The organism is Bacillus sp. AFS015802 (assembly GCF_002561455.1).
Lineage (GTDB): Bacteria > Bacillota > Bacilli > Bacillales > Bacillaceae_B > Rossellomorea.
In genome coordinates, this window is record NZ_NTUP01000010.1 from 1 (window position 1) to 13,155 (window position 13,155).

Here is a 13,155-nt window from a genome sequence, read left to right on the forward strand (position 1 = left end):
TCAGTTTTCAAGGTTCAATAAGAGGTAATAAATTGGAGCGGGTGAAGGGAATCGAACCCTCATCATCAGCTTGGAAGGCTGAGGTTTTACCACTAAACTACACCCGCATATGAGATTTTGATGGTCGGGAAGACAGGATTCGAACCTGCGACCCCTTGGTCCCAAACCAAGTGCTCTACCAAGCTGAGCTACTTCCCGTCAGAAAAGCAATATGTATACCGTGAGTACGACACTCGCTAGTAGAAACAAGATGGCGCGCCCGAGAGGAGTCGAACCCCTAACCTTTTGATCCGTAGTCAAACGCTCTATCCAATTGAGCTACGGGCGCAATATGTCTTTGTATTCTTTTGGTGCGGCCGAGAGGACTTGAACCTCCACGGGGTCGCCCCCACTAGGCCCTCAACCTAGCGCGTCTGCCATTCCGCCACGACCGCGTCTTTTAAGCGACAAACACTATTATATCGAGGTGAATCTATTTTGTCAATAACTTTTTTAAAAGAGTTTAAAAGTGCGGGTGAAGGGACTTGAACCCCCACGCCTTGCGGCGCCAGATCCTAAGTCTGGTGCGTCTGCCAATTCCGCCACACCCGCATGAATCTGTACTATTTCGCTCTCGCGAAAATGAATGATAAGATATTCTGCTAATGCAAAAAATCTTTGGTGAGCCATGAAGGACTCGAACCTTCGACCCTCTGATTAAAAGTCAGATGCTCTACCAACTGAGCTAATGGCTCGCTATGGCTGGGCTAGCTGGATTCGAACCAACGCATGTCGCAGTCAAAGTGCGATGCCTTACCGCTTGGCTATAGCCCAATACTTTATTAAAAAGTGACGAGGTTTTAATAATAACATGTCTACCCCGGTGAAGTCAATTACTTTTACGAAAATAATCTGGCGGTCCGGACGGGACTCGAACCCGCGACCTCCTGCGTGACAGGCAGGCATTCTAACCAACTGAACTACCGGACCAGTGTTATAGGCGATGGCATGGTAATGTGGTTCATTATCAGCATCGGCATAATAATAGAAGTAAAAAATGACCCGTACGGGATTCGAACCCGTGTTACCGCCGTGAAAGGGCGGTGTCTTAACCGCTTGACCAACGGGCCACGATCGCAAATGGTATGGCGGAGAAGGAGGGATTTGAACCCTCGCGCCGGTTGCCCGACCTACACCCTTAGCAGGGGCGCCTCTTCAGCCACTTGAGTACTTCCCCATCATAATGGCTCCGCAGGCAAGATTCGAACTTGCGACCGATCGGTTAACAGCCGATAGCTCTACCACTGAGCTACTGCGGAACGTGAAGTGATTTTACGCTTAACTCGTCTTATCGACTCTTTAGATTATAATGACTCATGGTTTTCTTGTCAACTACTTTCAGGTACTTTTTCACAATCAAAAAACGCATGGGACGGCATCATCTTCAGGACTGACGTTCTTCTGACACGACTTCTTTAACTAATCGAAGTTTCCCTCTGCAGCGGCCACACACATACTTGCTCGTATTGATCCTTCTTCTTCTTTGAAAATTCAACCCACACGTATTGCAGACATAGACCAGCACCCGACTTCTTCTGCTTGCACTTGATAATGAAGAACAGTGCCTGGGTCCCCCCACCTTGTTGAGCAGGTTCTTAAAATCCCGGTCCCCATGTTTATAGCCTTTTCCTTCTATGTGCAGATGATAATGACACAGCTCATGTTTGATGATTCCGATTAATTCATCCATGCCGTGCTCGTCTAAATATTTACGGTTGATATCGATGTCGTGGCTCCCGAGCATATATCTTCCGCCAGTGGTTCTTAACCTCGGGTTGAAATACGCCTTATGAAGGAAAGGCTTCTTGAATGATTGCATTGAAATTTTTTCAACTAATTGTTGAAGCTCGGCATTCGTCATATAAAATCCTTCTTTCTAAATGAGAACATGACAACCCATTATAGCATAAAATAGGTATCACCCTTAATGTTTAAACCTTTCAAACTACTCAGGGAAATGCCATTACAACTGGTACTTCCTTAGAGATAAGGAGGTTCATCCATGCCTAATTGGCTTGTCAATCAATTGAGGAAAGCTTATCTTGAGAAGGATCGCTATCAAATCAAACTTCTCAATCAATGCTGGTACTTTTATCGTAAGAAGAACTGTTCTTAATGATTATCTACCATTCGCGAATCCTTCCATCACATATAAAAAAGAGCTGACTTCTGATAGCTCCCTATCAACCCGTCAGCTCCCATCATTTTTTACTGAATCATCGTCAGAGCGACTCTTCCTTTTTGGACATCCACACTATCTACCCAAACGGTCACCACATCCCCGACAGAAACCACATCCAATGGATGCTTCACGAAACCGTTTCTCAGTTTTGAAATATGGACAAGCCCGTCTTGTTTCACACCAATATCCACAAATGCTCCAAAATCCACTACATTCCGGACAGTCCCTTGTAACTCCATTCCTTGAGATAGATCCGTAAGTTTCAGGACATCCTTCTTCAGTAACGGTTTGGGGAACTCATCCCTGGGATCCCGCCCAGGCCGGATCAGTGAATCGACAATATCTTTCAGAGTCAGTTTCCCTATTTCAAGTTCTTCGGAAACCTCGTTTAAGTTCAATTGATTCAATGCCTGCTTTAATTCTTCTGATCCTATTTCATTGACTCCCATATCGACTTTATGAAGGAGCTTCTTCACGTCACCATAATTATCAGGGTGAATCGGCGTCCGATCAAGGATTTCTTTTCCGTCTACGATTCTAAGGAACCCGATGCATTGTTCGTACGTCTTAGCTCCAAGCCTCGGTATTTTCTTCAGTTGGGCTCTCGATTGAAACTTCCCATCTTCTTCTCTCTTTTTCACAATGTTGTTTGCCACAGTTTTCGAAAGGCCGGCAACATATTGCAGTAAAGAGGGTGAAGCTGTGTTGACGTTGACTCCTACCTGGTTTACAGCTGTTTCCACGACGAAGGTTAGTGATTCATTTAACTTCTTCTGTGAGACATCATGTTGATACTGCCCCACTCCAACAGATTTGGGGTCGATTTTCACTAATTCTGCTAAAGGATCCTGTAATCTTCTCGCGATGGAGACAGCACTTCTCTCTTCAACCTGAAGATCCGGAAACTCTTCTCTTGCCACTTCGGATGCAGAATACACACTCGCTCCCGCTTCGTTGACAATCAAATAAAAGATATTTTCATCCATTTCCTTTAACACATCAACAACAAATTGTTCTGTTTCCCTGGAAGCAGTTCCATTTCCGATGGCCACTACCTCAATGGAATGTTTCTTCATAATCCCTTTGATTACTTCTTCCGCCTTCGCTCGTTGAGATTTAGGAGGATGGGGATAGATCACGTTTATATCAAGGGTTTTCCCTGTTTCATCGATGACAGCCAGCTTACATCCCGTCCGGAAAGCAGGATCCACACCCAGCACCATCCTTCCTTTCATAGGAGGCTGAAGCAGTAGCTTCCTTAGATTTTCAGAGAAGATATGAATGGCTTGGTCCTCTGCCTTATCCGTTAACTCATTTCGGATTTCCCTTTCCACTGATGGTTGGATAAGCCTTTTATAACTATCCTCCACTGCTTCTTTCACAAGCGGGACGGAAATGGAGTGAACGTTTTTAATGACCTGCTTTTGAAGATATTGTTGAATTCCTTCTACATCAGCCTGGATATTCACCTTTAATATGTCTTCTTTTTCCCCTCTATTCATTGCCAGTACGCGGTGAGGGACTACTTTGTGAATAGGTTCCTGATAGGAATAATACATTTCAAAAACCTTTTTTTCATCTTGTTCTTCTTTTTTGACTTTCGACTCTATTAACCCTTTTCGGAATGTGTGTCTTCTTATGTAGTCCCGGTAAGCTGCTTCATCGGATATATACTCGGCAATGATATCCTTTGCTCCTTGCAAGGCTTCTTCAACTGTCGTCACTTCTTTTTCTTCAGAAAGATAGTGAGAAGCTTCTTCTTCAAGGTCGCCTGCTGTCGGGAAGGTAAGGATCCACTCCGCAAGTGGTTCAAGACCTTTTTCTTTTGCAACGGTCGCCTTGGTTCTTCTTTTCTGTTTATAAGGGCGATATAAATCTTCTACCGTTTGGAGCTTATCGGCGTTCTGAATGGCTTTCCTTAATTCTTCCGTTAACTTCCCCTGTTCCTCAATCAAACGAACAACTTCTTCTTTACGCTGTTCCAGGTTTTGCAAATAGTTCCACTTGTCCATGATATTTCGAATCTGGACTTCATCCAGGGCACCGGTCTGCTCTTTCCGGTAACGGGCAATGAAAGGAACCGTGTTCCCCTCCTCCAGCAGCGAGATGACGTTTTTCACACTTTTTATGGACAGATCTAATTCTTTGGATACTCTGTTAAGTAGTGGTTCTTGATTGGTTAATGTTGCGGTCATTCATCATACCTCCATGAATAGGATTCTTTACTATTTTATCATAACCATCCTTTGGGATTGAAAAGGCTCTGTTGATCAACAGCCTTTAGGACAGGGCTTGCAAACAAAAAAACTTACCCTAAGATTGTTAGAGTAAGTTTCCTATGATATATGTTGTATCGTCTGATGTACCGTCGACAAGTGATTGAATATCACCCAGTGCCCCATGGAGCGTCGGGTACCGTTGAAGGATATTCTTTACACCGGAGATACTCAGACCATCCGAGTGAATGAGGAATCTTGAGTTTGGATCATATTTAAATCGTTGGGTTTTATACGTTTGCGGTCTTCCGGATAAGTAACCCGTAACCGGTAAGGGATACGTCATCTTTCCTTCAGGTGCATACATATAAAAACGGATATTTCCTACACAGCTATACACAAATTCTTTGGAGTGGTAATAGGCTTTGATGATCGCCACTGCAGCGCCGCGTTTTTTCTGAAGAGCCTCATTACAAAGACTCATGAGGGTTTCAACATCCTCATGATGATGCTCTTCTACAATTTCCACGACCACCTGTGACGATTCATAAGCGAACTTACCACTGCCTAAACCATCGGCGAGGACACAGATAAAGTAATCGTTTGTGGATGTATAGAAGTAACTGTCTCCACAAAAAGGATTTCCATTTTTCGATACTTGTTCTGCATAAAGCTCTATATCATTTTGTTGAAGATAAGCCATTAATAATGACTCTCCGAATCGCTCATCTCTTCTTGAATGGCTTCCCTGAGCTTTTTAATCGCTCTTCTTTGCAGACGGGAAACATGCATCTGTGAAATACCGAGCTTTTCACCAGCTTCTTTTTGGCTTAAATTCTCTAAATACGTATGTTGTATAATAGCTTTTTCCCTATCGGAAAGAACATGAAGGACTTTCTCCAGTACGAGTCTCTGATTGACCTTCTCATACCCCTCATCCTGATCTCCTACGATATCCAATATCGTTACCGTGCTTCCCTCCGAATCAGCCTCGATGGAATGATCGACAGACAACGCCTGATAACTTCTGCCCATTTCCATCGCTTCCAGGACCTCTTCTTCACTCACTTCGAGATACTCGGCAATTTCATGGACCTGAGGGGAACGTTCCAAGCGATTGGTTAACTCTTCAACCGTTGATTTGATTTTCGGACCAAGCTCTTTAATTCTCCGGGGAACATGTACACTCCATGTCTTGTCCCTTAAGAACCTTTTAATCTCCCCGATGATGGTCGGTATCGCGAAGGCCTCGAATGATCTGCCGAAGGATTCATCGTATCTTCTGATTGCACCAAGAAGCCCGATCATCCCTACCTGGATAATATCCTCGTGGAAAGACCTTCCCTTTGAATATTTCCTTGCGATGGACTCGACAAGGTTTTGGTAGTGAAGGATCAGTTGACTCTGTGCATCATCATCTTGATTTTCCTGATAGTCCTTGATCCATTGAAGTACTTTTTCTTTTTGGGCCTGCTGGTTAGGTTGAGATAGTTTTTTCATCCCTCTCCACCTGCTCCCCTGATAGGAATTTAGTCATGAAGACTGTCACTCCCTCCTTGTGATGCACTTTTACATCATCCATAAGGCTCTCAATAAGGTAAAGACCTAACCCACCTTCTCTTAAGAACTCAACGGAATGATCGGCATGATAAGGACCAACAGCACTGCGAATTTCTTTAAAATCAAAGCTTGCACCGTGATCTGCCACCATTACTTCCAGACGATCCTCATACAGCGCAAATCCAACGACAACTTCTCCGTCATTGTCCTTGTACGCATGCTGTACGGCATTGGTAATGGCTTCACTTGTAGCAATCTTCAAATCCTCAATTGCATCATAATCAAACCCCATACGGCTTGCAATTCCCGAAAGCGTCAAACGAATGACCCCGACATATTCCGGCTTTGCGGGGATCTTCATCTCGATGTAATCAAAAGCTTGCATCATTCCACGCCACCTTCTACCTTGGAATTAATATTCATAATATCCCCTAAACCTGTAATATCAAACAATCTTTGCAAACGGTCGGATAGTCCGATTAGATTAAGCTGTCCGCCGCGCGCCTTAACGGTTTTGAAAAGACCGACGAATACACCCAATCCGGTACTATCCATATATGATACCTCTGAAAGATCGACAGTTATATCTTTATTATCGGCTTCAGCAGATGGTTGAAGCGTTTCTTTAAGCTTTGGAGCTGTATATGCATCAATTTCACCGGCCACTTTAACGAGCAGCTCGTTTTCTTTCTCTTTCATATCTATTGATAAGTTCATAAAAAGACCACCTTTTTGGCAACATTATAATAAGTCTCTATACATTTACCCTATTTGAGATAAAATTAAACTTTTTTACGAATTTCTTTTTATGATGATCAAGGTGAAATCGTCCCTGAGCTCAAAATGCTGGAGCTTCTCAAGTTGCTTATACACATTGTTAACGATCTCCTGTGTGGGAAGATGCGTATATCGGCTGATTAATTGGACTAAATCCTCTCTCTCAATGAAGCCTTCTTCCGTGCGGCACTCCGTCACCCCATCAGAAAGGAGGATGATCATGTCCCCGACTTCCACCCGTCTTTCATACTGTCTGTACTTCGCTTTCTTATCGACGCCCAGCAGAAGGCCCTTGGCATCAAGGTCCTCATATTCATTGGTTGATGCCCTATAAAAAAAGCCAGGTTCATGCCCAGCTGATGAGTATGAAAACAGATGCTTCTCAGTATTATATACACCGTAGAACATCGTGATGAACATACTTGCATCCACGTTTTGTTCTACTACCCTGTTCAAGCTTTCCAGCACCGCATTCGGTTCATGGCGATACTCCGGTAAACTGTCCATCGCGTATTTGATCATGGACATACAAAGGGCCGCCGGTATACCCTTTCCGATTACGTCGGCGATAGCAACACTTACGCTGTCATTTTCATCTTGCACAAAGTGATAGTAATCCCCGTTCATCTTCTTGGCGGGGACACTCACCGCTCCTATATCCAATCCTTCAACGGCAGGGATGACTGTCCCGAGAAGGGTCTGCTGCATATTGGATGCTACATCTATCTCGTTATTCAATTCTTGTTGTTTGGTTCGCAGGCTTTGATGTTCACGATAGGCAAAACCGTAGCCTATCATGACTTCCAACAGGATGTCGAAAGAGTGCAGCACCTGATGTGGTATGTCCGGTTCCATTTCCAGAATGACGTTCTTATGGAGACTGATGATCTCTTCCGGAGAGACGAAATGCTCAATCGATTTACGGCTGAATTTCTGCCCTAAATAAAGAGCCTTCTCATCCTGGTCGTTTAGGTAATGCTCAATTATTTCTCTATATTTAGAATCCATCAAATCTCTGAAATTCATTTAACTCCCCCTAGCGGAGCCACTTAGTCGCTCTTATATCTGTCCCTTCACCCGGTACAGATTCGACGTTAAACTCGTCCATTAAACGTTTGACTCCAGGCAAACCAGCTCCTAATCCGCCTGATGTGGAATATCCGTCTTCCATTACTTTTCTGATATCGGCAATCCCGGGACCTTCATCCAAAGCGATAATACGTACGCCTTTTTTCCCGGCATCGAATAATTTTTCAATGCATATCTGACCATAGCCAGCATATAAATAGATGTTTCTTGCTAATTCGCTGATAGCCGTAGTGATACGAGCTTGGTCAACTGTGCCGAATCCGAGCTCTTTCGCTACATTCCTCCCTAACTGGCGGGCAGCAACGATGTCCCATTCATTCGTGATCTTCACGCAGGATTGGCTATCCATACCTAGTCCCCCAGTTCCAATTGTAATTTCTCCAGACCTTTTTCCAGGTCCAAAGCGGTTAGGACGTCCTCTAACCTGATTCCGAGCTCGATCAACGTAATCGCCACAGCCGGCTGTATGCCTGTGATGACCACTTTAGCACCCATCAATCTGGACATGTTGATTACATCTCCAAGCACTTTGGCGATAAAAGAATCTATAAAATCAATGGAAGTAATATCGATCACCACTCCCCTTGCACTCGTTTCATGAATCTTCTGAAGAAGATCCTCTTGAAATTGAAGGGCTGTTTGATCATCCAGCTCCCACTGAATGGAAATCAACAAACAATCATGCAGCTTTAAAATTGGTATTCTCACTCTAATCCCTCCGCCGAAACTATTTTTCGATTTGTCATTTCAAGAGCCTTTTCGATTCCTTTTCTTAATGTACTATTTGTACTGAACTGGTTAAGATCAATTCCTAAATTGACGATCGTCTGGGCAATCTCCGGTCTGATTCCCACCAGCATGCACTTCGCCCCGACCAGACGCACAGCTTCTGCTGCCTGGATGATATGATGGGCGACCATTGTATCCACTACCGGAACCCCCGTAATATCAATCAGGACGACCTCCGCCCTGTGCTTCACCACACCATTTAACAGGTTCTCCATGATCAGGCGGGCACGTTCCGTATCGATTGTGCCGACAAGGGGCATGATGGAGATTTTTTCAAACACCGGAATGAGAGGTGCAGATAACTCCTGTAATGCTATCTTTTGAAGAGAAACCGTTCTTTCCCATGATTCTGTATAAGCTTTCACGACTCTGTTATACATCGGTGTCAGCCATTGATCAAACTTCTCAACCTGAGTAGCATGATTTTCATCTGTGATCAACCGATCCTTGGTCATACCTTCGTAAACCACTTTACCAAATGTGCCTAGAGCCGTCGTGACAAATGTCAGGGGCCATCCTAATCTGACAACCTTCTCAGCGAAATCTTCCAGGCGGCTGTTGAATTCTTTCGAATCTCTCAAGTTGGCAGCAATCATTTCTACAAACTCATGGCTTGTCCTGGTAAAGACCTGATCTGAAACGACCTGAAGAAACTTCTCGTCCGCTTCATTTTTCATTCGATCCATCCAAATACTAGTGATTTCTGATTTATTGTCCTGAATATAAGCCGTGACTTCACTAAACATTTAGTTCTCTCCATTCTATCATATGAAATTTATCTTCAGTATTTATGCCGCGTCCTGTAACCCAATTTTAACGTAGTTTACATCTATGGCCGAAAATGACGTAATTACCCTAATAGTAACAAATAAACATGGAAAAGAAAAAGTCTATGCCTTTTTGGGTATTTTTTGTTTCTTTTCCCATTATAAATTGTTTACCTTGTTTTGTCATAAAATTGTCTATATTTCCATTATCCAGATTCTTCATTGAAGGGTGTCGGATTCCTATGATACATAAAAAAGGCAAAACAAAAAGGCTTAATGATCAAAATGGTGTTGATCAGCAAGCCTTCTGGTTTGCAGTTATATTGTCCCTATTGTGAACGTGATCATGGATGAACACAATGATCATTTAAAACTGGATCAGACCCACACTGATTTGCAGGGCGTCATCCACCTTCTCCATCATTTCATCATCCAGATGTGTAATCTTATCGGTAAGACGTTGTTTATCAATCGTTCGAATCTGTTCAAGCAAGATAACGGAATCACGTTCAAAGCCATAACGTTTTGCATCAATTTCAACATGAGTAGGCAGTTTTGCTTTTTGAATTTGTGCGGTAATGGCAGCTACAATAATTGTGGGACTAAACCTGTTCCCTATATCGTTTTGAATAACAAGTACCGGCCGAACTCCGCCTTGTTCCGATCCTACAACAGGAGAAAGGTCTGCAAAATATACGTCACCACGCTTTACAATCAAAGGATTAACCCCCGCTTACTAAGCGTTCGACTGTATGTTCTGCCTCATATTCTGCTTGAATCGCTTCAGAAGCGATCGCGAGATTAATCTTCGCCATTTCCATATAGCCGCGTCTCATAGATTCACGTAATTGTCTCTTCTTACGCTCTCTTAAATACATTTTGGTTGCACGATAAATAAACTCATTGCGATTCACATTTTCTTGATCTGCAAAGCCGTCTAATTCTGTAACGAGCTGTTGCGGTAGACGAATTAAGATTTCTGTTGTTGCGCTGGATTCAGACACAAACTACACCTCCACAATCACTACATACCGTTTCGTTCATTAACATATTTATCATACCATCAAATAAGGGGAATGAAAAGTTAATTTATCAATCTCTTCTATTATCCACCATTTAAAATACTAATTATTCATCCGGTTGCCCGTAATTTTCCTTTGGCACGTGAACCCCTGAAGGTAAAAGCTTATTCGACACTTCCGCCGGCTTCCCATTCCGTATATAAATACGGGGCACCCTTGTGGAGATGATACAGGGGATCTCATAGTTGATTGTATCAAGCTTTCCAGCGATTTCATCCATGGTGATCTCCTCCTCTCCCTGTTTGCCGATTAACGTGGCACGGGTACCGGTCGCACGTAATCCCGGGAGACGTATCATGCATTGATCCATGCAAATCCTTCCAACAATTGGAACTCTCTCTCCGTCCACTAATACGTCCTGACCTTGTAGTTTTCTCAGCCAGCCATCAGCATATCCGATCGGAATCGTCCCGATCCACTCCGGTTCGCCCGTTTCATACGTCGCTCCGTAACTGACTTTCTCTCCCGCTCCGATTTCCTTCGTATGAATAAGTCTGGAATGGAGGGTGAAAACTTCCTTCAACGGAAATGGCAGTTCCGGTTTCATCTCGATGGATGGAGTCAGGCCATACATGGCAATCCCTACCCGAACCGCATTAAAGTGGGCTTTCTTCTTCCTTAACGTGGCGGCACTATTGGAAGAATGAATATAGGCTGGAAGTGACTCCAATTGTTCAAGCATTTGTTCAAACCGCCGCAATTGTTCATCAAGATAATCATCGTTCAGCTCATCCGCAGTGGCAAAATGGGTAAAGATTCCCTCAAACCCGAATTGGGGTTGATTCATGATGTACTCTTCGATACCCTTTAATTCTTCCACAGTGCGAATGCCTATCCGCCCCATCCCGGTATCACACTTAACATGAAGATTCACATGATCTCCTGTTGACAACTGTCGTTCTGCTTCCACAAGCCATTCCTTCTGAAAGACCGTCAACGAAATGTCCAATTGGGCGGCAATCTGCACATCTTTTGGACGCGTAGCCCCCAATACAAGGATCGGGGCGGTGATACCGCCTCTCCTTAAAGAAATCGCTTCATCCAGGAAGGCAACGGCCAAAGCGTGGGCCCCTGCAGCGAGGGCCGTCAGAGACGTTTGTACATCCCCGTGTCCATAAGCATTTGCCTTTACAACCGCAAATACCTTTACATCATCCGGGAGATGACTCTTAATATTTTTTACATTTTCATATAAATGATCCAAATTGATTTCAGCCCATGTATCACGAAAAAATTGCGTCTGGGTTTCCACTCTGTTCACTTCCTCATATCTTTACACAAAACATTGTCATTCTATTCAAGAATACCATGGATTATTCATATTATCATTGATTGTGGTAAATAGAATTTCGGGGGAGGGGTGCCGTGTTTTACAATAGAGGGAGGATTTACCTTCAAATGAAAAGAGGCGGACCTTATAGGCCCACCCCGATCATTGACTTATTTCACCATTGAACCTTGTACGGACTGTGCCACCATCACCATTTCTGATGGAGTCAGATCGTTTGAAGCAAGCATGTAATCCACGCCATTATTCGTCCACCTGATCGATTGATCGGTCATGGCCGCTACCGTGAAGCCAAGATCGACCAACTCACCTTTCAGTGAAGTGGACACGGTCATCGTAGGGACGACAGCAGATTTCTCTTGTACGATCGTGAAGGATTTTTCACCATCATATGTCAAGATGACGCGTTTACCTGTATCCGTCGCCATTTCTTTTTCCTCTATTAACTCAGTCCCTGTGATTTCTGACATTGGATAAAGGACGGTGAACTCTGTATCCTGTACGTTCGCTGTCACTGGAACCTCAAGCCGGGCACCTGTCATATTTTTCTTCATGTCGAAGTCCTTCTTATCAAACGCCGCTTTCATATCCATCTTAGAGAACTCTACTTTAACAAGTGGATTTTTATCTGAATCCAATACATTTACGGATGCCGGAGTCAGGTCTTTTTTGTTAAAGGCAATCTCCTGAGTTGGAAGCATTTGGCTGTTTTGATAACGTGTTTTCGTCGTGAAGACGTAGTGACTCTTCGTTTCTTTGAAGGTGGCTTCTTTGTCTTCCAGCACATCTTTCACAAGCGATTCATACAAGTATGCCTGACTGCTATTTTCAGGCCAGTTACTCTGGAATCGGAAGCTTTTGTTCAAAGCCGGGGTGAGGACGAACACTCCCTCATCATTCCGCAGGATCATCTGGCTTTGATCCTTCGTAGCGTTCTTCAAAGCTACACGATAGTAATTAGGGTCATTATGCCATACTTCCACATCATAGGTCTGGGGTTCATCACCCACCTGCAGGGTCATTTTCGCATCTGCTTTATACCCTTTCATATCTTCTACCTTTGCCTTAAGGTCCTTCGTAACATCCTCTTTCGATTTCTGTCCACACGCAGCGAGCGCAAACACCGCTAACATGGCCATCACTAGTATCACTAGCTTTTTCTTCATTTTTTCAACCCCTTTTGTCCCAGGATATACGTAATTGAGAGAGGGGAAGGCCAGCCGTCAAAGAATGGACGATCCTTGAAAGAATGCCCGTTTCCATTCGCCAACGAACCGCGATTGTTAGACAACCGGCCTTGTCTCTCCTATTGCACTACTGAATATATGAGACAACCTGAGGGATTATGCTAGTGAAGATGACAAGC

At 43.8% G+C, this 13,155-nt stretch carries 16 protein-coding genes and 11 tRNA genes; 1 reads left to right on the forward strand and 26 read right to left on the reverse strand.

Going from position 1 to position 13,155, the window contains the following annotated elements:
* Positions 1-33 precede the first annotated feature (33 nt).
* The 12 genes from CN378_RS06220 to CN378_RS06275 all read right to left on the reverse strand — a co-directional run bounded on the left by CN378_RS06220 (position 34) and on the right by CN378_RS06275 (position 1,900).
* Positions 34-107, reverse strand: a tRNA-Gly gene (locus CN378_RS06220).
* 14 nt (positions 108-121) lie between these two features.
* Positions 122-198 (reverse strand) — tRNA-Pro (locus CN378_RS06225).
* 53 nt (positions 199-251) lie between these two features.
* A tRNA-Arg gene (locus CN378_RS06230) sits at positions 252-328 on the reverse strand.
* Between the two features lie 20 nt (positions 329-348).
* Positions 349-434, reverse strand: a tRNA-Leu gene (locus CN378_RS06235).
* Positions 435-509: 75 nt separating this feature from the next.
* Positions 510-591 (reverse strand) — tRNA-Leu (locus tag CN378_RS06240).
* 67 nt (positions 592-658) lie between these two features.
* Positions 659-734 (reverse strand) — tRNA-Lys (locus tag CN378_RS06245).
* Between the two features lie 4 nt (positions 735-738).
* Positions 739-813, reverse strand: a tRNA-Gln gene (locus tag CN378_RS06250).
* 79 nt (positions 814-892) lie between these two features.
* Positions 893-969, reverse strand: a tRNA-Asp gene (locus CN378_RS06255).
* Between the two features lie 68 nt (positions 970-1,037).
* A tRNA-Glu gene (locus CN378_RS06260) sits at positions 1,038-1,109 on the reverse strand.
* 16 nt (positions 1,110-1,125) lie between these two features.
* Positions 1,126-1,216: transfer RNA gene (locus tag CN378_RS06265), tRNA-Ser, on the reverse strand.
* Between the two features lie 7 nt (positions 1,217-1,223).
* Positions 1,224-1,298, reverse strand: a tRNA-Asn gene (locus CN378_RS06270).
* A gap of 125 nt (positions 1,299-1,423) precedes the next feature.
* The gene (locus CN378_RS06275; RefSeq protein WP_098351061.1) at positions 1,424-1,900 is read right to left on the reverse strand and encodes a SprT family protein; all 477 of its coding nucleotides are present in this window, start codon (positions 1,898-1,900) and stop codon (positions 1,424-1,426) included.
* A 141-nt stretch (positions 1,901-2,041) separates the two neighbouring features.
* Here CN378_RS06275 and cmpA point away from each other — a divergent pair, with 141 nt between their 5' ends.
* Entirely contained in the window at positions 2,042-2,155 is a 114-nt protein-coding gene (cmpA, locus tag CN378_RS06280) for a cortex morphogenetic protein CmpA (RefSeq protein ID WP_098351062.1), read from the forward strand.
* 92 nt (positions 2,156-2,247) lie between these two features.
* Here the strand turns inward: cmpA and CN378_RS06285 are convergent, their stop codons facing one another.
* The 14 genes from CN378_RS06285 to CN378_RS22865 all read right to left on the reverse strand — a co-directional run bounded on the left by CN378_RS06285 (position 2,248) and on the right by CN378_RS22865 (position 13,080).
* Positions 2,248-4,416: a Tex family protein gene (locus CN378_RS06285; protein ID WP_098351063.1), complete on the reverse strand. Its 2,169-nt coding sequence runs from the start codon at positions 4,414-4,416 to the stop codon at positions 2,248-2,250.
* A gap of 127 nt (positions 4,417-4,543) precedes the next feature.
* Positions 4,544-5,140 (reverse strand): PP2C family serine/threonine-protein phosphatase, encoded by a 597-nt coding sequence (locus CN378_RS06290; RefSeq protein ID WP_098351064.1) that lies wholly within the window; start codon positions 5,138-5,140, stop codon positions 4,544-4,546.
* A complete protein-coding gene (gene sigB, locus CN378_RS06295; protein WP_098351065.1) occupies positions 5,140-5,937 on the reverse strand; it encodes an RNA polymerase sigma factor SigB in 798 nt (265 codons plus the stop codon). The genes CN378_RS06290 and sigB overlap by 1 nt, the downstream gene beginning before the upstream one ends.
* A complete protein-coding gene (gene rsbW / locus CN378_RS06300) occupies positions 5,915-6,382 on the reverse strand; it encodes an anti-sigma B factor RsbW (RefSeq protein WP_276607984.1) in 468 nt (155 codons plus the stop codon). The genes sigB and rsbW overlap by 23 nt, the downstream gene beginning before the upstream one ends.
* Complete coding sequence (locus CN378_RS06305) at positions 6,382-6,714, reverse strand: anti-sigma factor antagonist (RefSeq protein ID WP_098351067.1); 333 nt, start codon at positions 6,712-6,714, stop codon at positions 6,382-6,384. Before CN378_RS06305 ends, rsbW begins: the two co-directional genes overlap by 1 nt.
* A 75-nt stretch (positions 6,715-6,789) precedes the next feature.
* On the reverse strand, positions 6,790-7,800 hold the full coding sequence (locus tag CN378_RS06310) for a PP2C family protein-serine/threonine phosphatase (protein ID WP_098351068.1): 1,011 nt from the start codon (positions 7,798-7,800) through the stop codon (positions 6,790-6,792).
* A gap of 10 nt (positions 7,801-7,810) precedes the next feature.
* The gene (locus CN378_RS06315) at positions 7,811-8,212 is read right to left on the reverse strand and encodes an anti-sigma regulatory factor (RefSeq protein ID WP_034763056.1); all 402 of its coding nucleotides are present in this window, start codon (positions 8,210-8,212) and stop codon (positions 7,811-7,813) included.
* Positions 8,213-8,214: 2 nt separating this feature from the next.
* Entirely contained in the window at positions 8,215-8,571 is a 357-nt protein-coding gene (locus CN378_RS06320) for an STAS domain-containing protein (RefSeq protein ID WP_034763058.1), read from the reverse strand.
* On the reverse strand, positions 8,568-9,398 hold the full coding sequence (locus CN378_RS06325; RefSeq protein WP_098351069.1) for an RsbT co-antagonist protein RsbRA: 831 nt from the start codon (positions 9,396-9,398) through the stop codon (positions 8,568-8,570). Before CN378_RS06325 ends, CN378_RS06320 begins: the two co-directional genes overlap by 4 nt.
* A 388-nt stretch (positions 9,399-9,786) precedes the next feature.
* Positions 9,787-10,137 (reverse strand): type II toxin-antitoxin system endoribonuclease NdoA, encoded by a 351-nt coding sequence (ndoA, locus tag CN378_RS06330; protein ID WP_034763063.1) that lies wholly within the window; start codon positions 10,135-10,137, stop codon positions 9,787-9,789.
* Between the two features lie 4 nt (positions 10,138-10,141).
* Positions 10,142-10,423 (reverse strand): CopG family ribbon-helix-helix protein, encoded by a 282-nt coding sequence (locus CN378_RS06335; protein WP_032085355.1) that lies wholly within the window; start codon positions 10,421-10,423, stop codon positions 10,142-10,144.
* A gap of 124 nt (positions 10,424-10,547) precedes the next feature.
* Positions 10,548-11,753: an alanine racemase gene (gene alr / locus CN378_RS06340; RefSeq protein WP_098351070.1), complete on the reverse strand. Its 1,206-nt coding sequence runs from the start codon at positions 11,751-11,753 to the stop codon at positions 10,548-10,550.
* A 188-nt stretch (positions 11,754-11,941) separates the two neighbouring features.
* Positions 11,942-12,955 carry a LolA family protein gene (locus tag CN378_RS06345; RefSeq protein WP_098351071.1) on the reverse strand — a complete coding sequence of 338 codons (1,014 nt, stop codon included), beginning with the start codon at positions 12,953-12,955 and terminating at the stop codon, positions 11,942-11,944.
* Positions 12,952-13,080: a hypothetical protein gene (locus CN378_RS22865; protein ID WP_257141034.1), complete on the reverse strand. Its 129-nt coding sequence runs from the start codon at positions 13,078-13,080 to the stop codon at positions 12,952-12,954. The genes CN378_RS06345 and CN378_RS22865 overlap by 4 nt, the downstream gene beginning before the upstream one ends.
* Between the last annotated feature and the right edge of the window lie 75 nt (positions 13,081-13,155).